General features: G+C 65.9%; 32 protein-coding genes. 18 read left to right on the forward strand and 14 right to left on the reverse strand.

What is annotated here, in order from left to right:
* The first annotated feature begins 59 nt into the window (after positions 1-59).
* From ACNQR1_RS28375 to ACNQR1_RS28385, 3 genes are all read left to right on the forward strand, one after another.
* Positions 60-392: a hypothetical protein gene (locus ACNQR1_RS28375; RefSeq protein ID WP_064849307.1), complete on the forward strand. Its 333-nt coding sequence runs from the start codon at positions 60-62 to the stop codon at positions 390-392.
* The gene (locus ACNQR1_RS28380; protein WP_418048919.1) at positions 389-1,384 is read left to right on the forward strand and encodes a malate dehydrogenase; all 996 of its coding nucleotides are present in this window, start codon (positions 389-391) and stop codon (positions 1,382-1,384) included. The genes ACNQR1_RS28375 and ACNQR1_RS28380 overlap by 4 nt, the downstream gene beginning before the upstream one ends.
* A 109-nt stretch (positions 1,385-1,493) precedes the next feature.
* Positions 1,494-2,243: an SDR family oxidoreductase gene (locus tag ACNQR1_RS28385; protein ID WP_418048920.1), complete on the forward strand. Its 750-nt coding sequence runs from the start codon at positions 1,494-1,496 to the stop codon at positions 2,241-2,243.
* Positions 2,244-2,251: 8 nt separating this feature from the next.
* Here the strand turns inward: ACNQR1_RS28385 and ACNQR1_RS28390 are convergent, their stop codons facing one another.
* Positions 2,252-2,797 carry a nucleotidyltransferase family protein gene (locus tag ACNQR1_RS28390; RefSeq protein ID WP_418048921.1) on the reverse strand — a complete coding sequence of 182 codons (546 nt, stop codon included), beginning with the start codon at positions 2,795-2,797 and terminating at the stop codon, positions 2,252-2,254.
* A gap of 195 nt (positions 2,798-2,992) precedes the next feature.
* On the opposite strand from ACNQR1_RS28390, the gene ACNQR1_RS28395 reads away from it, so the two are divergent.
* Complete coding sequence (locus ACNQR1_RS28395) at positions 2,993-3,415, forward strand: STAS domain-containing protein (RefSeq protein ID WP_418048922.1); 423 nt, start codon at positions 2,993-2,995, stop codon at positions 3,413-3,415.
* On the opposite strand, the gene ACNQR1_RS28400 is transcribed toward ACNQR1_RS28395, so the two are convergent.
* Together ACNQR1_RS28400 and ACNQR1_RS28405 are read right to left on the reverse strand one after the other, a co-directional pair.
* The gene (locus ACNQR1_RS28400) at positions 3,386-4,108 is read right to left on the reverse strand and encodes an RNA polymerase sigma factor SigF (protein WP_418050541.1); all 723 of its coding nucleotides are present in this window, start codon (positions 4,106-4,108) and stop codon (positions 3,386-3,388) included. The genes ACNQR1_RS28395 and ACNQR1_RS28400 overlap by 30 nt on opposite strands.
* A 26-nt stretch (positions 4,109-4,134) precedes the next feature.
* Entirely contained in the window at positions 4,135-4,569 is a 435-nt protein-coding gene (locus ACNQR1_RS28405) for an ATP-binding protein (RefSeq protein WP_418048923.1), read from the reverse strand.
* Between the two features lie 280 nt (positions 4,570-4,849).
* On the opposite strand from ACNQR1_RS28405, the gene ACNQR1_RS28410 reads away from it, so the two are divergent.
* Positions 4,850-5,395, forward strand: a complete 546-nt coding sequence (locus ACNQR1_RS28410; protein WP_418048924.1) for a DUF6328 family protein — start codon at positions 4,850-4,852, stop codon at positions 5,393-5,395.
* On the opposite strand, the gene ACNQR1_RS28415 is transcribed toward ACNQR1_RS28410, so the two are convergent.
* Positions 5,363-6,349: an LLM class F420-dependent oxidoreductase gene (locus ACNQR1_RS28415; protein ID WP_418048925.1), complete on the reverse strand. Its 987-nt coding sequence runs from the start codon at positions 6,347-6,349 to the stop codon at positions 5,363-5,365. The two genes, ACNQR1_RS28410 and ACNQR1_RS28415, sit on opposite strands and share 33 nt — an antisense overlap.
* Before the next feature lie 50 nt (positions 6,350-6,399).
* Here ACNQR1_RS28415 and ACNQR1_RS28420 point away from each other — a divergent pair, with 50 nt between their 5' ends.
* Complete coding sequence (locus ACNQR1_RS28420; protein ID WP_418048926.1) at positions 6,400-6,744, forward strand: hypothetical protein; 345 nt, start codon at positions 6,400-6,402, stop codon at positions 6,742-6,744.
* A 62-nt stretch (positions 6,745-6,806) separates the two neighbouring features.
* On the opposite strand, the gene usfY (ACNQR1_RS28425) is transcribed toward ACNQR1_RS28420, so the two are convergent.
* The 4 genes from usfY (ACNQR1_RS28425) to ACNQR1_RS28440 all read right to left on the reverse strand — a co-directional run bounded on the left by usfY (ACNQR1_RS28425) (position 6,807) and on the right by ACNQR1_RS28440 (position 7,964).
* Positions 6,807-7,115 carry a protein UsfY gene (gene usfY, locus ACNQR1_RS28425; protein ID WP_418048927.1) on the reverse strand — a complete coding sequence of 103 codons (309 nt, stop codon included), beginning with the start codon at positions 7,113-7,115 and terminating at the stop codon, positions 6,807-6,809.
* Between the two features lie 178 nt (positions 7,116-7,293).
* Positions 7,294-7,551 (reverse strand): Rho termination factor, encoded by a 258-nt coding sequence (locus ACNQR1_RS28430; RefSeq protein ID WP_418048928.1) that lies wholly within the window; start codon positions 7,549-7,551, stop codon positions 7,294-7,296.
* A gap of 16 nt (positions 7,552-7,567) precedes the next feature.
* A complete protein-coding gene (locus ACNQR1_RS28435) occupies positions 7,568-7,723 on the reverse strand; it encodes a DUF6131 family protein (RefSeq protein ID WP_418048929.1) in 156 nt (51 codons plus the stop codon).
* A gap of 7 nt (positions 7,724-7,730) precedes the next feature.
* Positions 7,731-7,964, reverse strand: coding sequence for a hypothetical protein (locus ACNQR1_RS28440; protein ID WP_090432616.1), 234 nt, complete (start codon positions 7,962-7,964; stop codon positions 7,731-7,733).
* A 151-nt stretch (positions 7,965-8,115) separates the two neighbouring features.
* Between ACNQR1_RS28440 and ACNQR1_RS28445 the strand changes: the two genes are divergently transcribed.
* The 4 genes from ACNQR1_RS28445 to ACNQR1_RS28460 all read left to right on the forward strand — a co-directional run bounded on the left by ACNQR1_RS28445 (position 8,116) and on the right by ACNQR1_RS28460 (position 10,167).
* The gene (locus ACNQR1_RS28445; protein ID WP_418048930.1) at positions 8,116-8,436 is read left to right on the forward strand and encodes an ArsR/SmtB family transcription factor; all 321 of its coding nucleotides are present in this window, start codon (positions 8,116-8,118) and stop codon (positions 8,434-8,436) included.
* Positions 8,433-8,921, forward strand: a complete 489-nt coding sequence (locus tag ACNQR1_RS28450) for an SRPBCC family protein (RefSeq protein ID WP_418048931.1) — start codon at positions 8,433-8,435, stop codon at positions 8,919-8,921. Before ACNQR1_RS28445 ends, ACNQR1_RS28450 begins: the two co-directional genes overlap by 4 nt.
* A complete protein-coding gene (locus ACNQR1_RS28455; RefSeq protein WP_418048932.1) occupies positions 8,918-9,556 on the forward strand; it encodes a maleylpyruvate isomerase family mycothiol-dependent enzyme in 639 nt (212 codons plus the stop codon). Before ACNQR1_RS28450 ends, ACNQR1_RS28455 begins: the two co-directional genes overlap by 4 nt.
* Positions 9,557-9,741: 185 nt before the next feature.
* The gene (locus tag ACNQR1_RS28460; RefSeq protein WP_418048933.1) at positions 9,742-10,167 is read left to right on the forward strand and encodes an STAS domain-containing protein; all 426 of its coding nucleotides are present in this window, start codon (positions 9,742-9,744) and stop codon (positions 10,165-10,167) included.
* On the opposite strand, the gene ACNQR1_RS28465 is transcribed toward ACNQR1_RS28460, so the two are convergent.
* Positions 10,164-10,526, reverse strand: coding sequence for an anti-sigma factor (locus ACNQR1_RS28465; RefSeq protein WP_418048934.1), 363 nt, complete (start codon positions 10,524-10,526; stop codon positions 10,164-10,166). The genes ACNQR1_RS28460 and ACNQR1_RS28465 overlap by 4 nt on opposite strands.
* Positions 10,527-10,728: 202 nt before the next feature.
* On the opposite strand from ACNQR1_RS28465, the gene ACNQR1_RS28470 reads away from it, so the two are divergent.
* From ACNQR1_RS28470 to ACNQR1_RS28500, 7 genes are all read left to right on the forward strand, one after another.
* Positions 10,729-11,748, forward strand: a complete 1,020-nt coding sequence (locus ACNQR1_RS28470) for a DNA topoisomerase IB (RefSeq protein ID WP_418048935.1) — start codon at positions 10,729-10,731, stop codon at positions 11,746-11,748.
* A 50-nt stretch (positions 11,749-11,798) separates the two neighbouring features.
* Positions 11,799-12,023: a hypothetical protein gene (locus tag ACNQR1_RS28475; RefSeq protein WP_418048936.1), complete on the forward strand. Its 225-nt coding sequence runs from the start codon at positions 11,799-11,801 to the stop codon at positions 12,021-12,023.
* Positions 12,024-12,034: 11 nt separating this feature from the next.
* Positions 12,035-12,508, forward strand: a complete 474-nt coding sequence (locus tag ACNQR1_RS28480; protein WP_418048937.1) for a hypothetical protein — start codon at positions 12,035-12,037, stop codon at positions 12,506-12,508.
* A complete protein-coding gene (locus ACNQR1_RS28485; protein WP_418048938.1) occupies positions 12,508-13,737 on the forward strand; it encodes an NRAMP family divalent metal transporter in 1,230 nt (409 codons plus the stop codon). The genes ACNQR1_RS28480 and ACNQR1_RS28485 overlap by 1 nt, the downstream gene beginning before the upstream one ends.
* Entirely contained in the window at positions 13,734-14,108 is a 375-nt protein-coding gene (locus ACNQR1_RS28490; protein ID WP_418048939.1) for a hypothetical protein, read from the forward strand. The genes ACNQR1_RS28485 and ACNQR1_RS28490 overlap by 4 nt, the downstream gene beginning before the upstream one ends.
* Positions 14,095-14,433, forward strand: a complete 339-nt coding sequence (locus tag ACNQR1_RS28495; RefSeq protein WP_418048940.1) for a hypothetical protein — start codon at positions 14,095-14,097, stop codon at positions 14,431-14,433. Before ACNQR1_RS28490 ends, ACNQR1_RS28495 begins: the two co-directional genes overlap by 14 nt.
* A gap of 257 nt (positions 14,434-14,690) precedes the next feature.
* The gene (locus tag ACNQR1_RS28500) at positions 14,691-15,710 is read left to right on the forward strand and encodes an iron-containing redox enzyme family protein (protein WP_418048941.1); all 1,020 of its coding nucleotides are present in this window, start codon (positions 14,691-14,693) and stop codon (positions 15,708-15,710) included.
* Here ACNQR1_RS28500 and ACNQR1_RS28505 read toward each other — a convergent pair.
* The gene (locus ACNQR1_RS28505; protein WP_418048942.1) at positions 15,690-15,905 is read right to left on the reverse strand and encodes a CDGSH iron-sulfur domain-containing protein; all 216 of its coding nucleotides are present in this window, start codon (positions 15,903-15,905) and stop codon (positions 15,690-15,692) included. The genes ACNQR1_RS28500 and ACNQR1_RS28505 overlap by 21 nt on opposite strands.
* The gene (locus tag ACNQR1_RS28510) at positions 15,902-16,591 is read right to left on the reverse strand and encodes a HemK2/MTQ2 family protein methyltransferase (RefSeq protein ID WP_418048943.1); all 690 of its coding nucleotides are present in this window, start codon (positions 16,589-16,591) and stop codon (positions 15,902-15,904) included. The genes ACNQR1_RS28505 and ACNQR1_RS28510 overlap by 4 nt, the downstream gene beginning before the upstream one ends.
* A 179-nt stretch (positions 16,592-16,770) precedes the next feature.
* On the opposite strand from ACNQR1_RS28510, the gene ACNQR1_RS28515 reads away from it, so the two are divergent.
* Positions 16,771-17,013: a CsbD family protein gene (locus ACNQR1_RS28515; protein ID WP_418048944.1), complete on the forward strand. Its 243-nt coding sequence runs from the start codon at positions 16,771-16,773 to the stop codon at positions 17,011-17,013.
* 69 nt (positions 17,014-17,082) lie between these two features.
* On the opposite strand, the gene usfY (ACNQR1_RS28520) is transcribed toward ACNQR1_RS28515, so the two are convergent.
* The 3 genes from usfY (ACNQR1_RS28520) to ACNQR1_RS28530 are packed head-to-tail and all read right to left on the reverse strand — an operon-like array spanning position 17,083 to position 18,766.
* Positions 17,083-17,391: a protein UsfY gene (usfY, locus tag ACNQR1_RS28520; RefSeq protein ID WP_418048945.1), complete on the reverse strand. Its 309-nt coding sequence runs from the start codon at positions 17,389-17,391 to the stop codon at positions 17,083-17,085.
* Positions 17,392-17,403: 12 nt separating this feature from the next.
* Positions 17,404-18,021 carry a flavodoxin family protein gene (locus ACNQR1_RS28525; RefSeq protein WP_418048946.1) on the reverse strand — a complete coding sequence of 206 codons (618 nt, stop codon included), beginning with the start codon at positions 18,019-18,021 and terminating at the stop codon, positions 17,404-17,406.
* A gap of 58 nt (positions 18,022-18,079) precedes the next feature.
* Positions 18,080-18,766, reverse strand: a complete 687-nt coding sequence (locus ACNQR1_RS28530) for a PAS and ANTAR domain-containing protein (protein WP_418048947.1) — start codon at positions 18,764-18,766, stop codon at positions 18,080-18,082.
* Positions 18,767-18,824: the final 58 nt, after the last annotated feature.

The following is an 18,824-nucleotide window of genomic DNA, read 5'->3' on the forward strand; positions in this document are numbered from 1 at the left end:
CACCACGTGACTGCGGCCTCGCGGCGTTTCTCGGCCACCGACTATGGAACGCTGGGTACGTGGAACCTGTGGAGATCAACAACGGCCAGTGGTATCTGCGCGGCCTGCGCGCAGATGACCGGGTCGACGACCGGCCCGCGCTCACCGATCTGGGCGAGGACGACCTGGACTACGTTCACGACGCCGCAGACGGCTGGGCCGACGACACCCGCTACACCTGGGCCGTCTGCGAACCCACCACCGGCGAACTGCTCGCCGAGGTCATCCTCGATCCCGTGACCGGCTTCCTGAGCAGTCGGGGCAGGCCCGGCTTCGAGGACGCCGCTGCCATCTCGGAGGACACCGTCCGGCGCTACGCGACGCAGGTGCTCGGGCTGGAGGTGCACACGTGAGCACGCCCGCGAACCCCAAGGTCGTCACAGTCACCGGCGCGGCCGGCCAGATCGGCTACGCCGCCCTTTTCCGGATCGGGGCCGGTGCCCTGTTGGGGCGCGATGTGCCGGTGAAGCTGCGCCTGCTGGAACTGCCCTCGGCGATCCGTGCCGCCGAAGGTGTGGTCATGGAGCTGGTCGACAGCGCCTTCGACGGGCTGGTCGACATCGAGATCCACGACGACCCGGTGCGGGCATTCGATGGTGTCGACGTCGCCCTGCTGGTCGGGGCCAGGCCACGCAGCAAGGGCATGGAACGCGCCGACCTGTTGGCGGCGAACGCCGCGATCTTCGCCGAGTCCGGCAAGGCCCTGAACGCCGGCGCGGCCACCGATGTGCGCGTCGTCGTGGTCGGCAATCCGGCGAACACCAATGCCCTGGTGGCAGCGGCCCACGCCCCCGACATCCCGGCCGAGCGATTCACCGCGCTGACGCGGCTCGACCACAACCGGGCCGTCGCCGCCCTGGCCGCCCACGCGGGCGTGCACGTCACCGATGTGTCCCGGGTGACCGTGTGGGGCAACCACTCCCCGACCATGTACCCCGACATCTTCCATGCGGTGGTCGACGGGCGGCCCGGCTCGGAATACGCAGTCGACACTGACTGGCTGACCGACGACTTCATCCCGACCGTCGCCGCCCGCGGTACCGCGATCATCGAGGCTCGCGGCACCTCGTCGGCGGCGTCGGCCGCCAACGCCGCCATCGACCACGTCCGGGACTGGGTGGACGGCACGGACCCCGATGACTGGACGTCGGTGGCACTGCCCTCTCCTGGTGTCTACGGGGTCCCTGAGGGCGTTGTCGCCTCGCTGCCGGTGCGCGCCGTCGACGGCGCGTGGGAGATCGTCGAGGGCCTCGAGATCAACGACTTCTCCCGGGCCCGCATCGACGCGTCGGTGGCCGAACTGCTCGACGAGCGCCATGCGGTCAAACGGCTCGGTCTGCTGTAGTCCATCGGGCGGCTTTCACCCACCGTGAATCGTGCGGAATAAGCAGGCCGGCAACCCGGCCTGCCTTGTGCGGACGCTCGACCGCACTGCGAGCTTCTAGCCTCAGCGCATGCCACCTCATCCTTCGGCACACCCGTTTGCAGGACGCAACATCGTCCTCATCGGCGGCGGTTCAGGCATCGGTCTGGCCACGGCCCGCCTGGTCATTGCTGGGAAGGGCACCGTCGTCTTGGGCGGGCGCACGTCCGAGCGACTGGCCTCTTCCGCGGCAGCCCTCGGCCCACAAGCCGATTGGCATCGGGTTGATACCGCCGACCAGGATTCGATCGACGCGTTCTTCGATTTCGTCGGTGCCAGGTTCGGCTCCGTCCACGGCCTGTTCACCACCGCCGCCGATTACCTGACCGGTCCGATGGGCCGGCTCAGCATCGATCAGGCGGCCACGGCGTTCGACTCCAAGTTCTGGGGGCAGTACCGCGTGGTCAAGTCGGCGATTCCGGTGCTCAGCTCTGACGCCGCGATCGTATTGATGTCGGGAGCCGCCAGTGCCCGCCCGGCTGCGGTCGCTCCCGCATACAGCGCGGCCAACGCGGCGATCGAAGGCCTGGCCCGTGGGCTGGCTGTGGAATTGGCGCCGGTGACCGTCAACGCGATTGCCCCTGGCACGGTCGAGGGCAATCTGTGGAGCCAACGCGATCCGGCCATCCGGGAACAGGCGTTCACGGCCTATCGCGACGCCTCCACCATCGGGCGGTTGGCCGACGAGGACGAGATCGCACAGTCGGTGGGCTACCTGCTCAGCAGCCGGATCACTACCGGTTCCACCCTCTTCCCCGACGGCGGGTACGCCTTCCGCTGACTGGGTGGTCAGCGTTCGTCGATGTCGACACCGGTGGCCAGGTCGCCGCATTCCACGGTGATGACGTCGTCACGGCCACCGAGAAAGCCGCGGGCTCCCTGGTCACCGTGCAGTGAGGCAGCCAGCGCCTCAAGGTGCCTGCAGGCCACGACGACGGGGTGACCGGGGCGCCCCTCGTACGTGGCGCGGGCCAGGCCGGAACCTGCGCCGCGCGCTGCGCGCAGGACCCGGGCCACGACGTCGGCGCCGACATCCGGGGTGTCGACGGTGTGCAGGACGACCCAGTCAGCCGGGCCTGCGGCCGCCAGTCCTTGGCGTACCGACGCGCTCATGCCGTCGGCCCAACGTGTGGCCACCACAGCCCGGGCAGGCGCGGGCACGTCGACCACAGCGGCACCGAGCACCACGATCACCTCGTCGCAGCCACCACGATCGAGCGCGGTCACCGCCCGTGCGAGCCAATCACCGCGCTCGGCAAGAACTTTCGGCATTCCGAATCGGCTGCCCGCGCCGGCGGCCAGGACCACCCCGGCGACGGTGTCGGTGTTCGGCATGCGAACATTCTGACCTCGAACAATAAGAATGCACTCAGACAATTGTCCGATGACCTTGATCGCGGTAGGGTCCGAAACAGGTTGAGTTCACAACCGCAGCAAGCGTCATCGACATACGCGCGGGGACTCGCACGATTGTCGATCGGCGTCGCACCAACAGTACGAATACGCGTATTACGACTGATGGAGCCGTCAATGACCGTCTTCTCGAAAAGCGCACCGATCGACCGGACCGACGATCAGCCCGCGACGTTCGCGACGCGCCGGCTGCCGCCGTCAACCGCGGTGATCAGCGCCCACGGCGAGGTCGATGCCGTCAACGCAGGCGATTTCGCCGATTACGCGTTGCGTAACGCCGCCACGGCCGAGCGGGTCGCGATCGACCTCACCGAGTGCGAGTTCTTCGGTACCGCGGGATATTCCGCCCTCATGGCCGTCGAATTGCTTTGCTCCACCGCCGATGTCGAGTGGGTGCTGGTGCCCAGCAAGGCAGTGAGCCGGCTACTGCGCATCTGCGACCCGGACTCGGCGTTGCGCACGTGCTACAGCGTGGCCGCGGCACTGTCCATGCTGAACGGCAAACCCCCGCTACTGCAGCTGGTCACGAAGTCGCGCTAGCGATTTCGCCAGCAGTCTCGACACGTGCATCTGCGAGACACCGACCCGTTCGGCGATCTGGGTCTGCGTCATGGATTCGAAGAATCGCAGCACCAGCACCGTCCGTTCCCGCTCAGGCAATTGAGCCAGCAACGGCCGCAACGTTTCTCGGTTGTCGATCTGATCCAGACCGGTGTCCATATCGCCGAGCGTGTCGACTATCGCCGGGGCTTCCTCGTCGCCCCCGCCGCCGCTGTCGATCGAGAGCGTGTTGTACGAACTGCCCGCGACCAGTCCTTCGATCACTTCTTCGCGGTCCATGTCGAGTTCTTCGGCGAGCTCGGAGGCTGTCGGGGCACGGCCCAATCGCTGAGACAGCTCCGCAGTCGCGGCACCCAGGCGCAGGTGCAGTTCCTTGAGCCGCCGCGGGACCTTCACCGACCAGCTGTTGTCCCGGAAGTGACGCCGGACTTCCCCCATGATCGTCGGCACCGCGAACGACACGAAGTCCGATCCGGCCTCGACATCGAAGCGGTTGACCGCGTTGACCAGGCCGACCCTCGCCACCTGGGTCAGGTCTTCACGCGGTTCACCGCGGCCGTCGAACCGCCGCGCGATGTGATCGGCGAGCGGCAGGCACCGCTCGACAATCCGCTCACGTTGGCGTTCGTAGGCCGACGAGTCCTCGGACAATCCGCTGAGTTCGCGAAACATTTCGCGGACGTCCGCATATTCCGACGTCACCGCAGCAGGCTCGCTCGTCTCGTCGTCAAGGTGATGCCGAATACCTGTCCGGTGTCAGGTCCGTCACCGTCGGTGAAGGTCTTGACCTCGTCGGTCAGGGAGCTCAGCACGTGCCAGCTGAAGCTGCCCGGCTCGACCACCGAGGCACCGGTGCAGGTGGTGGATGCGGTGATCACCACCTGCTCCTCGCCCGGGTCGACGGTCAGACGCAGGCTCGAATCCGGGACTGCGGCCCGGATCAGAGAGGTGCATGCCTCGTCCACGGCCAAACGCAGGTCGGCGACGACGTCGAAATCAAGGTCTTCGAATGCTGCCACCGCAGCGACCAGCGTGCGCACTACGGCCAGGTTCTCAAGCCTGGCAGCGACCCCAATCTCCACCGACCGCTCCGCGCGGCTCGGCGGCTTGGGTTGGCCCTGTTCCTCGGCCATCTCACCTCCCGACATCTCGGCTCGACAGTATCCCAGTTGGGATCCTGATCTCACGAGACCGCGCTGCTGATCGTGCTCGCGTGGCCCTGAAGCATTGTGCGCGGAGCAGTTCCCATCGGACGCGCGGCCCTCCCGTGACCGCGACGTGACGTCGGTCTCGACTTCGACACTGCCGTTCCTTTCCTGCGCACTCCCACAAGGCCCCACGAGCGACCTCCGGCCAGGGATGCCCACCGCGACGCGACTCGAAACCTGTGACGAACGTGGGATTATCGACCGTATGGATCTGGACCGTCCCGAGCTGGATCAGGCCTGGGACCAGACCGCCCGTCACGAAACGGAAGCGGAGCGGCTGGATCGCAACTGGAGCAGTCTGCTGCAGGAACTGCGCGTCGTGCAGACCGGTGTTCAGCTGCTCACCGGCCTGCTGCTGACACTGCCCTTCCAGGAGCGGTTCTCGATGCTCGACGAGCCCATGCGGGTGCTCTACCTCGTGACCGTCGCGTGCTCGGCCGCTGCCACCGCTCTGCTGGTCGCCCCCGTCGGCATGCATCGCATCCTGTTCCACAGGCACCGGTTGAACCTGCTGGTCTCCGCCGCACACCGGTGCGCGTTCATCGGGCTGGTGATGCTCGGCCTCGCCATGGCCGGGGTGACCGAGTTGATCTTCGACACGGTCGCCGGACGCGACGCCGGGATGGTCGCGGGGGCGATCGCCCTCGTGACGTTCGTCGGGATCTGGCTGGTGCTGCCGTTCGCGATGCGACTGGGTCATCCGATGTCGACCGGACACTCAGGCGAACTCGGCGCGCAGCGCGGCCAGTAGCGGTTTTGCCGCCTCGTCGAGGAACCGCTGTTGGCCCTGATCGCCGATCTGCACCAGGGCGACATCGGTGAATCCCGCATCGACGAACGGGGCCACAGCAGCGACGATCGCATCCAGGTCAGGTCCGCACGGGATCGACTCCGCCACGTCCTCCGGACGCACATACTGGCTTGCCGCGGCGAAGCTCGCCGGGGTCGGCAGGTCGGCGTTGACCGCCCAGCCACCGCCGAACCAGCGGAACTGGTCGTGGGCCCGGTGTATTGCCGCGTCGCGATCGGGATCCCAGCACACCGGGAGCTGTCCGATGACCCGCCCCTCTGGCAGCACGCCGGTCGCCTGCCGGGCCTGATGCCAGCCCTCGACGACCGCCCGATCGGGCGCCACGTTGATCAGGTGATCGGCTGCCACGGCCAGTTTCTCGACGGCTTTCTCACCGGTCATCGAGACCGCGATGGACACCGGGACCTCGGGCACATCCCAGATGCGCGCCGAGGCGGCCTCGTAGTACTCGCCCGTGAAGTCGATCAGGTCCCCGGTGAGCAGCTCACGGATCAGCTTGATCGCCTCGGCCAGCATGTCGAGGCGGCGCTCGACCGTGGGCCAACCCTGCCCGACGACGTGCTCGTTGAGGTTCTCACCGCTACCGAGGCCGAGCGTGAACCGGCCGTCGGCCAGGATCTGCACGGTGGCTGCCTGCTGAGCGACGATCGCCGGGTGATACCTGATCGTCGGACAGGTGACATAGGAGTACAGCTCGACGGCCTCGGTCGCGTGAGCTACCGCTCCCAGGACCGGCCAGGCGTTGGGCGCGTGCCCCTGGCTCGCCAGCCAGGGACTGAAGTGGTCACTGCTCACCTCGAAGTCGAAACCCGCCTGCTCTGCCGACACCGCATAGTCGACGAGCTGTCGGGGACCGCTCTGCTCGGTCATCAATGTGTATCCGAATCTGGCCATGCCGCTGGGATACCCGTGCAGATGGTCACGAAACTGGGTATGCGGACGCCATGACCGAATCACAGACTCTGCAGACACAGCACACCGGCGAGCGACGGATGCCGATCTCGATCACCTGGGTGCTGGCCGTGCTGACGGTGCCCGTTGCCATCGCGGTGTTCCTGTACGGCATGGGCGCGGTGATGGGTATGGCCGGGTGTACCGGCGAGGTGTGCGCGAGCAAGGGGCCGGGAGAATTCTGGTTCGGGATCTTGTTCTACGGCGCGCCGGTGGTGCCCGTGGTCACGATCCTCGTATCGATGTTCACCGCACGGCTGCGTTACGGCATCCTGGTCCCGCTGATCGGATTGGCGCTGTTGGCAATTGATTTCGCGATACTGGCGCTCACGTTCTGAGCATCTACCGAATCATGAGACAGGGACCCGGCCGCAGCGCGGCCGGGTCGTCGGCGCAGGCCTCAGCTGCTGGGACGCTGCCGCATCACGCCGGGATGGTCTGTGTACCAGCGTTCCTCGATACGACGCACCCGCAGGTGCTCGAGCGCCAGCCACATCGATCCGATGATGAAGCCGGCCGCAGACAAGGTGCCTACGGTCAGGCCGACGTCGGGGTGGCCGGTGGCGAACGCTGCAAGGGTGCTGACGAACAACACCAACCCGACAAAGATCAATATCAGCGCGGGCATGATGACGTTGTCCTTCATCGACTCACCGGCATGTGGCCGGGTAGTCCTGGCGTGGTCAACCGGATCTTTTGGGCCGTGCATGGCTGCTCCTTCCCGCCACTTCTCGCCCTATCTGCCGTATGGGCTGTCTCCACGGTAGATCTCCTGAGCAGGTCTGGCGAGAAAAACGCCGTGATCATCTGCCATTGCCTGTACCTGCCTACACCGACGGCCCCGCTCCGGGGAGCGGGGCCGTCGGTGGCCGTCTTCGACCCGGCAATCAATGGTTGCGGAGCATCCCGATCAGCTCACGCTTGTTCTTGTCGGAATACCCTTTGATGCCAAGCTCTTTGGCTCGCTTGCGCAGATGATCGACAGTCCAGTCGTCGTAGGAACCGGACTTTCCGCCCGCGCGGCCGACGCTCGAACGGCCCCTGGCGGCAGCGGCGTTGGAGATCCGCGCCGCTTTCTCCTTCGAATTGCCCTCATCGCGCAGGTCCTCGTAGAGCTTCTCGTCCTTGATAGACGGATTCGGCATCATGCACCTCCCTGTGTCAGTACCAGCTTCGCCGCCCGGCGACCGGCCGTCCGATGGCTCCGAGCAGCCAGAACACGCCGCCGATGACCAGCAGGATCACGCCCACCACCCAGAGCAGGTAGACGTTCAGGATCAAGCCGAGGATGAGCAGAACTGCCCCCAGAACAATCATGACGACCTCACTTCACGGCGGCGATGGAGTCCATCGCGCTGGGTTGGGGCAAACGGCACTCGTCCACCTTCGGGTTGACGCCCGCGTAGTTGAGCGGGCCGGCAAGGACCGTGAGCGCTATGGCGCCTGCGGTCGCGCAGTTAGTTGATCCACCATGGAAATAGTCGCGCTGCCAGGCTGCCACCACGCCGATGATCAGCCAGATGAGCACGAGCGTCCCGAACAATCCACCAAGTCTCATGGCATGCGATGTACCCAACTGACGCGAGGGTCAAACCTCGGGCCAAACCCCCTGGCGCAGCGGGTGTTCAGGGTGAACGGACCGCAAGTAAACCGGAGCCGGCGCGAGAATGCCTGGACTCGGAATATCAGTAAGTATAGACTTACCGTTCGTGGTGACTTACCCAATGAACGATCCATGGGCCGCCCTGGCCGATGGCAGCCGGCGAGCCATCGTCAGGCGGCTGGCAGCGGGGCCGATGGCAGTGGGCGAGTTGGCCCGCGAGCTCCCGATCAGCCGGCCGGCGGTCTCGCAGCATCTGAAAGTGCTGAAATGCGCTGGGCTGGTGCGTGATCGGGCCGCGGGAACCCGCCGCGTCTATCACGTCGATCCCGACGGCATCGCGGCACTTCGCGCCGAGCTCGACAGCTTCTGGGGCCAGGCGTTGGACACGTTCAAGGACATCGTCGAGCAGGAGGTACAGGGGAAATGACATCCGCAGAGGTCGAACCCATTCGCAAGACCGTCGTCGTCAACGCACCTGTGGAACAAGCGTTCACACTGTTCATCGACCGGTTCGACGCGATCAAACCTCGCGAACACAATCTGCTCAAGGCGCCGATCGCTCAGACCGTCTTCGAACCGCACGTCGGCGGCCACATCTACGACCTCGGGACCGACGGCAGCCGATGCGAGTGGGCGCGAGTCCTGGTCTACGAACCTCCCACCCGCGTCGTCTTCTCGTGGGACATCGGCCCGACATGGCAGATCGAATCCGACCCGAATCGCACCAGCGAGGTGGAAGTACGGTTCGTCTCGGAAGCAGCCGATCGCACCCGGGTGGAGCTGGAGCACCGGCACCTCGAGCGCCACGGCGAGGGCTGGCGTTCCGTGGCCGACGGGGTCGGCGGCGGTGCAGGATGGCCGCTGTACCTCGACCGCTATCTCGACGTGGTCGCACAGGAGACGCAACGATGAACAACGAACCGTCGCTGATGGACCTGGCCCGTGACGAGCGGACCGACCTTGCCGAGTTCCTCGCCACCCTGACCCCTGCGCAATGGCAGACCGAGTCGCTGTGCACGGGATGGACGGTGAAAGATGTTGTGGCTCATGTCATCAGCTACGAAGAGCTCAGCATTTCCGGATTGCTCAAGCGATTCGCGAAGGGGCGGATCGTGCGTGCCAACGAGGTCGGCGTCGCCGAATACTCGACCAAGTCGACAGATGAACTGCTCCTGTTCCTCAACGAACATCTGCGGCCACAGGGTCTGACCGCCGGATTCGGAGGCATGATCGGCCTCGTCGACGGAACCGTCCATCACCAGGACATCCGCCGTGCACTCGGCCGCCCCCGCACCGTTCCCGCGCAGCGCCTGCAACGAATCCTGCCTCTGGTGCCCGGCAATCCGCGGCTCGGCGCGGGCAAGAGAATCAAAGGACTTCGACTGCGCGCCAACGATATCGACTGGGAGCACGGCAGCGGCCCAGAGGTCACCGGCACCGGCGAGGCGTTGCTGCTGGCCATGACCGGCCGCCGGCAGGCAGCGGAGGAACTCACCGGCACCGGCGCTTCGACCCTGCTCAGCCGGTGTTGCGGACGGGGCAGGTGAGGCGGAGGAGGCTCGGGCATTGTTCGAGATCATGATGCGGCGTAGTGTCCAATGCAGGTTGAGTTCACAGCCGCCCCGGAATCGTCATCGGGTGCAGGGTCGTGGTACTCCCTGTACCCAGGGGTTTTGAGCCCACAGAGCCTGAAATGTGACGTGACCACAGTATTTCTACTGAGGAGTCACCGATGTCCACCATTAACGTGGCGAAACGCGCCACACCTTCCAACGACCGCAGCCGCGCGAGATTCTGCGCCCAGTGGCTGTGGCCGGCCACCGCGGTGGTCAGTGTCACCGGCGAGCTTGATGCCTCGAACGGCACAGAGCTGACCGAATGGGGAACCCGGCACAGCAGGCCCAGCGGGCAGCTCGTCCTGGACCTGAGCGCTGTCGAGTTCTTCGGTGCAGGCTGCTTCGCCGGCCTGCACACCCTCAACGTGCGCTGCGCCGGCGAGAACATCGACTGGGTGCTGATTCCCAGCACCTCCGTGTCCCGGGTCCTGGGGATCTGCGATCCGGCCGGCGCCCTGCCGATCTCCACCGGCCTGCCCGAGGCCCTGTCGCTGCTGCGCAGACAGCCACGACAGCTGCAGCTGGTCGACCCGGCTCGTTAACCGCCGGCCGCGGCCCAACGCCGCAGTACGGTCAGCGATATGCCGAGTACCGGCTGCCCGCTGTCGGTACCCGCGTGCTCAGCGTCTTCGACGAAGGTGTCGACCTTGTCGGTCAACGCCTCCAGTACCCGACGGCTGAAACCGCTCAAGAAGACGCTGCCGGGGTCGACATGCACCTGGTCGCAGGTCGCCGATACCCGAATGGTGAGTTCGCGTGCGCGCGGGTCCTCGACCAGCACCAGATCTGACCTCGGCTCGGCCATGCCGATGAGCACCGTGCACGCCTCATCCACCGCCAAGGCCAGATCGGTGGCCGTATCGTCGTCCAACTCTTCATAGTTGGCCAGGGAACCCGTCATCAATCTCACCAACGCCAGAGCATCAGCACGGGCAGGCACCCGGAGTTCGACAGCTCGTGGCCCTCGCGTGTGGCTGAATCCCCGCTGGGGTAATCGCTGGCCATGCAGCACAGTCAGCGGGGGCCTCGATGCGCGGCCTGACGATGACATGTTGGTCGCGTACCCGCAGCGACCGGGTCGCTAAACCGAAGGGGCGGACGTAATGAGGTTGCGCCGCAGCGTCGTCGGCAGTGCGGGGTTGCGCCGGGTGCGGCGCGGCCGCGGATTCAGCTATCTCGACGACAGCGGTGTCGCCGTCACCGATCCAACGACGTTGCAGCGGATCGAGGATCTGGTGATCCCGCCGGCGTGGAGGAAAGTCTGGATCTGTCCGCATCCCAACGGGCACATCCAGGCCGTCGGGACCGATGCCGCGGGCCGTCGGCAGTACCTCTATCACTCGCAATGGCAGGAGGAGCGCGGCGAGGAGAAATTCGATCGCGTACTTGAGCTGTCGGCGTCGCTGACGGATTGGCGCACCGAACTCGCGAAGGATCTGCGCCGACGCGGGCTGACCCGCGATCGCGTGCTCGCCCTCGGGCTACGACTGCTGGACCTCGGGTACTTCCGGGCCGGCGGGGACCGGTACGCCGAAGAGCACAACTCGTTCGGAATCGCCACGTTGCTGCGTGACCACATCACCATCCGTTCGGACGCCATCGAGTTCGACTTTCCAGCCAAGAGCGGCGTGCGGCGCACGCTGCTGGTGGAGGATCCCGCAGTGGTGCGGGCCGTCCGGTCCCTGCAGCGGAGCCGGAGCAACGGCGACCGCCTGCTGGCATTCCGCCACTCCGCCGAATGGACCGAGGTGCACGCCGAGGACCTCAATCTCCGGTTCAAGGAAATGGTCGGCGGCGACTACACCGTCAAGGATCTGCGGACGTGGCACGGCACGGTGTTGGCGGCCGAGGCGTTCGTCGAGGCCGACCCGCCGGTGGACGACAAGGTGATCAAACGCGTCGAGTCGGCAGTCATGCGCGAGGTCGCCGAGGCCCTCGGCAACACCGCCGCCGTCACCCGCAGCGCATACGTCGATCCCCGCGTGGTCCACGCGTACCGCGACGGGCTCACCATCGCCGCCGGCACCCGCCGCGCTGCCCGTGTCCGCAACAGCGACAAGCGCCAGGCGATCCTGGAGGGCAGTACCGCCCGGCTGATCCGGAAGGTGGACAGGCGGACGTGACCCGGACGCCCGCAGCGTTTGACCAAAGGGCCAACGGGTATTCCGGCCGCATGACACGCAGAGACGTGCCCGACGACGTGCCTGTCGCCGACGCTCTCGAACAGCAACGTGAGCAGAGCGAACCGGTTCCGGATGTCGAAGCCTCGGTCTCCGACCTGGACAGCCCGCCGTTGGAGGCGACCGATCCCGACTGGCAGGAACAGCGTGAGGCTGTCGAGGACGAGTCCGGCCTCGACGACTTCGACCGCGAAGATGGCGACACACTGCCCGGGTGAGGGAGGCCGCCATGGCGGACGACGGGGGCCCTGAAGACAGACCCCGACAACTACGGGCGGCACTGCTGGTCGCCCTGTTGATCGTCTCGCTGGGGCTGCTGCTGACCCGCTGCCCGGCAAACCGCGACGGTATGTCCGGCCAACTCGCCCAGGCCATGGAAGAGACGGTGGCGGCCGCCCGCAGCGGCGCTTATGCACTCGACCTGCGGATGCGGGACCGTTCCACACCACAGCTGGTCAGCGTCCAAATCGCCGATGCACGTGACGAAGTGGTGAACGCCTACCAGGGCATCGCCGATCTACGTGCCGACGATCCGGCTGATCTGGAACGCCAGCGGCTGCTGACCGAAGCGATGACGACGATGATCGGACAACTCAACACGGCATCGGCGCGGGTCCGCGAGGTGTCCACCGAGCCCGAGTTGTCCGCGCTGCGCGAGCAGCTGGTGGCGTCGGCCGACGCGCTGGAAGCCGGGTATCGCTGATGAAGAAGTTTTTCGCGGTAGCGCTGGGGATCCTTACCGCGATCGGCGGTTTCCTCGACATCGGTGACCTGGTGACCAACGCCGTGGTCGGCTCCCGATTCGGTCTGGCTCTGGTCTGGGTGGTGATCGTCGGTGTTGTCGGCATCTGTCTGTTCGCCCAGATGGCAGGCCGGGTGGCGGCGGTCAGCGGGCGAGCCACATTCGAGATCATCCGGGAGCGCTTGGGCCCGCGCACGGCAGCGGCCAACCTCGGCGCCTCATTTCTGATCAATCTGATGACACTGACGGCCGAGATCGGCGGCGTTGCGCTTGCCCTGCAACTGGCCACCGATGTCGGGCGGATGCTGTGGATCCCGGTGGCGGCCGCCGCGGTGTGGCTGGTGATCTGGCGCGTCAAGTTCTCTGCCATGGAGAACACCGCGGGCCTGGCCGGACTGTGCCTGATCGTCTTCGCCGTCGCAGTCTTTGCCCTACAACCTGATTGGGGCGGATTGGCCCATCAAGCGGTGCAGCCGGCGATTCCGGAATCCGAGTCTTCGGCGACGTACTGGTACTACGCGATCGCACTCTTCGGCGCCGCGATGACACCGTACGAGGTGTTCTTCTTCTCGTCGGGTGCGGTCGAGGAACATTGGAAGACCAAGGATCTCGGGGTGTCACGACTCAACGTCCTGGTCGGCTTCCCGCTCGGCGGCATCCTGTCGATCGCTATCGCCGCCTGCGCGACCCTGGTTCTGCTGCCCGGCCAGATCGAAGTGACGTCATTGTCACAGGTCGTGATGCCCGTCGCCGAGGCCGGCGGCAAGCTGGCACTGGCGTTCGCGATCATCGGCATCGTGGCGGCCACATTCGGTGCGGCCCTTGAGACCACACTCTCCAGCGGCTACACCCTGGCTCAGTTCTTCGGATGGCCGTGGGGCAAGTTTCGCCGCCCCGCCGAGGCGTCTCGCTTCCACGTGGTGATGTTCGTGAGCATCGTGACCGGAGCCGCCGTCCTGTTCACCGGCATCGACCCCGTCATGGTGACCGAGTACTCGGTGGTGTTCTCGGCCATAGCACTCCCCTTGACCTACCTGCCCATCCTCATCGTGGCCAACGATCCGGAATACATGGGTGACAAGACGAACGGAAGGCTGCTCAACATGTTCGGCTCGGTGTACCTGGTGATAATCGTGGCGGCGTCGCTGGCCGCCATACCGCTGATGATCGTGACCGGAGCGGGCCAATGACCGGGCCGGTGTTACTCGACGCGCGTCTGCACCTGTTGGACCGCCAACTGCTCGACCACGACGGCGACCCCGTCGGTATCGTCGACGATCTCGAAATCGACGGCGTCGAACTCGATCACGACATCGAACCCGGCAGTCCGCCGCCGCACGTGACCACGGTGCTCTCAGGGCAGGTCGTGACCACCCGCATTCTCGGCGGTGCTCCGCCGCGATCGCTGCTGCACGAAATTCCTTGGGAGTTGGTGGCTTCGATCGGTATCACCCTGCGGTTGACGCCCACCGAAACCCGGTTCGACGCGAACTGGGTCGAGCGCTGGCTGCGTGATCACATCGTGGCCCGTATCCCCGGAGGACGACATGCAGCTGAGTAACCTGCTTGAACTTCGCGTGCTGGATGCCGGCCATCACCCGGTCGGCACGGTCATCGATGTCCGCCTAAAGACATCCACCCACCACACCGGTCGTCCGTCTGCACCTGAAGTGGTCGGTCTTGTGATCAGTCCGCGAACCCGCTCGTCCTACCTGGGTTATGAGCGCACCGGTATCAACGCACCTGCCCTCATCGCCGCCATCGCCAAGTGGCGGCATCGGGGCACCTTCCTGACCGCCTGGGACGATGTGGCAAGGATCGGGTCGGACCACATCACGCTGCGTGCCGGCTACGGCCGGCACTGTCCGACCCTGCAAACCCCGTAACCGCGGCGCCCGAACGATGCCACAGCAGTTCGGTCAGGGCGTACTCGGTGAGAGCCTGGCGGTGCTCCGACTCGAGAACCTCGCCGATCCGCTCGAAAGTGACTTCTCGTCGACCCTGCATTGACGGAGACTGTGCTGGCCTGGCCATGTTCCTCACCTCGACTTCAACAGGTGCCTGTATACCCCCGCAGGGCACCGCACAAACCCCGGAAACCGCGGGTTTACCAGCAACGGTCCGCGGGCATACCTGATCCGCCATGACGACGCTCCCCGCCCTTCCGCAGCGAGGGCTTCCGCCTGCGAAGGGGCCGATATCCGCCGCACTGATCGAGCGGCTCGGCGATCGTGCACCTCACAATCACCTCGAGCCGGTCTGGATTCCGCTGCGCGATTGCGATCCGTTCGGCTTGGACGTTCAGCTGGCGCTCTACATCTGCTACGAACTGCACTACCAGGGATTCGGCGGCGTCGATCAGGACTGGGAATGGAATGCCGGGCTGTTGCACCTGCGCTCACAGTTCGAACGCATGTTTCTCGCGGCAGTCCGCCGTGTGGTCGGCAAGATCGATCCCGAGGACACCGCGGAGCGCGAGATGGCCCGGCTGTCGGTGGAACCAGCCGACGGAGCCGGCCCCTCATATCACCTTCGAGATGTGGGCACCTGGGAGCAGATGCGCGAGTACTTCGTGCACCGGTCGTTGTACCACCTCAAAGAGGGTGACCCACACGCCTGGCTGATCCCCCGCCTCGGCGGCCAGGCGAAAGCCGCCTTCGTCGCGGTCGAGTACGACGAATACGGGGCGGGCTCAGCTGCCCGCCTGCACCAGAATCTGTTCGCCGACCTCTTGAGAGAGGCCGCGCTGGACGACCGCTACCTGGGCTACCTCGACGCGGTACCGGCCCAGAGCCTCGCGCTGGTCAATCTCATGTCCATGTTCGGATTGCACCGACGGCTGCGTGGCGCCGCCACGGGCCATTTCGCGGCTACCGAGATCACCTCTTCGCCAGGGTCGCAGCGCATGGTCACCGCACTGGAGCGACTGGACGCACCTGAGGCGTGCATCCGGTTCTACCGCGAGCACGTCGAGGCCGACGCGGTACACGAACTTGTCGTCCGTCACGATGTGGTGGGCGATTTGGTCCGGCGCGAACCAGACCTCGATGCCGACGTGGTTTTTGGGATGCGGGCCTTCGCCGTCATGGAGGACAGGTTGGCTGATCACCTGATGGAATCCTGGCTGGCCGAACGTAGTTCGCTATGCCGGCCGCTTGCCTGAGCCCTGGCCGGCCCGCTTGACCTTCCGATGGCTGGTATCACACAACGGGTAGGTCTTGGAGCGTCGGCACGTACAGATGGCCACCATGAACCGATCTGACTCCACGGTGTTCCCGTCGGGCAGTTCGATCCGCACCGGGCCCTCGACCAGGATCGGGCCGCCCTGAACCACCCGGACCACCCGAGGCTCGGTCATGGCTTGTCCGCCCTGATGACAACCAGTTCCTCTTCCGTCCTCGCGTCTGTCAGCCGCCCGGTGGCGCAGAGCCAACCGGCCTGCGAATGCAGCACCGGACCGAACGAAATCCGCTGCGTGGCACAGACATCCGACTCGAGTCCACTCTGGCGCAGAAGCCGCACCGACTGCTCGACATCGGCGAACTCGGACTGCACCAGGAACAACGACCCGCCCTCGGCCAGCATGGCGGCCGCTGATCGGCACAGCGGGTCCAGCACCAGCCGGCCATCAGGTCCGCCGTCCCACGAAGCCATCGGACCGGTCGCCGAGACCGACCCCGCGGCGGTGTCGGGACCAACCGGAACATAGGGCGGATTGCACACCACGATGTCGAACGGTTCGCGCTCCAACGCCTGGGTCCAGCACCCCAATACGGCTTCGACGTCGACCTGCGCGGCCAGCGCGTTGGCCTGCGTGCACAGTACCGCGCTGGGCGAAATATCCAGCGCCGTCACCGCGCTGGCGCCCAGCTCAGCCGCGGCGATCGCCACCACTCCGCTTCCGGAGCAGAGATCCACCACGCGGCCGCCGGCCACCGCTTGACTGCGCTGCAATGCATCGACCAGTAGCCACGAGTCGTGCTGAGGCCGGTAAACACTCTCGGCGCCAACGGCAATGGTCTCCGCGACCGTTCTGCTGGCCATTTCACCCCTTCCGGAAAGTACCCCTATTCGGTACCCATCCGTGCGCTGAGCAAACTCGCTTGTCGCCAACACCACGATTCGTCACGTCACGTTTAGTGCGGGCGGATCCGGGAATCCAACGCTTGCGTGGAGAAGCCGCGTAGTGAACACCAATCCACTCCTGAAGCGGAAAGGTAAGCATGACCGAGAAGAACTCAGGACCTGAAGAAGCCATCAAGGGCGTCGTCGAGGACGTCAAGGGCAAGGCGAAGGAAGCTGTTGGTACCGTGACCGGCCGCGACGACCTGGTCCGCGAGGGCAAAGCCCAGCAGGACAAGGCCGACGCGCAGCAAGACGCCGCCAAGAAGGAGGCCGAAGCCGAAGCGGCCCGGGCTGGCGCAAAGGCCGCCGAGCAGCGTGAGCAGGCGCACCAGCGACCCTGACCCGGCGTGATCGAAGAGATGGCCCAGCCACCGTTGGCTGGGCCATCTCGCGTTTTCAGGTGCAGCAGGTCAACTGTTGGGTGCTTGCCTGGTCACCTCGGGATGCTCTGCATACCAACGCTCTTCGATCCGGCGCACACGTAGGTGGGCGATGGCCAGCCACAATCCGCCGGCCAGCAGACCCACGGCAGCCAGAATCGCCAGCACCACCGCGATCCCCGTGTTACCGGTCGCGAAGCCGGCCAGACACGCGACGAACATCACCACACCCAGCCCGACCAGGACCAGCGCGGGCATGTTGCGGTTGTCCTTCATCGCCTCACCGGCGTGTGGCCGGGTCGTCCTGGTGTGGTCGACAGGGTCCTCGGGACCTTTCATCATTTCTCCCTCTCACTCGTAACGCGGGTACTCGCCCACCTTGAGCAGTCCGGCTAGGTGCGCCGCATTGCGTGCGGCCGCGCCAGTGGCATCGGCGACGGGACCGGGCACTTCGTCGAGATCCTGGTAATCGGTGCCCTGCATCGCCTCACCGATCCAGTACGTACATCCCTGGGCCGGGATGGTGTAGCCGACGTCGTTGAGCGCCTGGAAAAGATCGGCGACGGTCTTGTGGGCGCCATCCTCGTTCCCCACGACCGACACCAGGGCCACCTTGCCCGCCAACGCCGGCCTGCCGGCGTCGTCGGTATTGGACAGTTCGGCATCGAGTCGCTCCAGGACACGCTGCGCGATGCTCGACGGGTGGCCGAGCCATATCGGTGTCGACAGCAGCAGGATGTCGGCGTCGAAGACCTTTCTGCGGATCTCGGGCCACTGATCGTCGCCGCCCATGTCGGCTTCGACGCCGGGTTCGATGACGAAGTCGGCGCAACGTAGCGACTCTGTACCGACTCCCAGTGCCCCGAGATTCTCGAGGACCTGATCGGCGATCAGCTCGCTGCTGGACTCGGCCGGCCGGCGCTTGAGACTGCAGACCAGGGCCAGTGCCGTCAGGGTCGGTGCAGTCATCAATCACCTCCCGGTTCGCTTCGATCAGCGCCGGGAGTCTTCCCTGGACGGGGCCGGACTAAACCTCCGTGCTGACCCGCTGATGGGCGGTGAGCAGCAGCCGGTCCAAGATCGCACGGCTCGGAAGCGTCTCGGTGTATTCGAGCGCCAGGAAGTCTTCTGCCAGCTGCTCGGCCAGCAACCGCAACTTGGTGTTGGTCTCCTGGGACCGCCATTTCAGCAGTTCGAACGCCGCGTCCGCGTTGATCCGGTAGATCAGCATCAACATGCCTTTGGCCTGCTCGATGGCACCACGGGCCTCGGCGATCTCGGCCACCGCCTCGGTGACGGCGTCCTCACGATCTTGCGAGATCGACGGTGAGACGTCGACATAGAAACCATGGGTACCGACGACCGTGCCTGCGTCGTCGAAGAGCTGATCCCCCACCACCACGACTTGGTGGACATCGCCTGCGGTATCGATGATCCGGTGCCGGGTGCTGAACGCGCTCGCGGTGCGCCGGATCTCCAGGAGCGTCGCCGCCACCTGCCCGTAGTCGTCGGGGTGCTTGTGGGAGAGCACCAGCTCGGTCGTCGGGTGGACGGTACCCGGCTCGTACCCGTGCATCCGCTCCACCTGCGGCGACCACTCCCAGCGCTCGTCTGCGAAGTAGAACCGGAACCAACCGACACGCTGCGCCTCGCCGCCGGCAAAAGCATGCTCGATCGGCGACTCGGCGTTCCCCGCAGCGGGATCACTCGTCACGGATCGAGCCTAACGCGCCGAGCCGACAGCGACTCGACAGATTGTCACAGGTGACGTC

This window comes from Mycobacterium sp. 48b (genome assembly GCF_048282725.1).
Taxonomy (GTDB): domain Bacteria; phylum Actinomycetota; class Actinomycetes; order Mycobacteriales; family Mycobacteriaceae; genus Mycobacterium.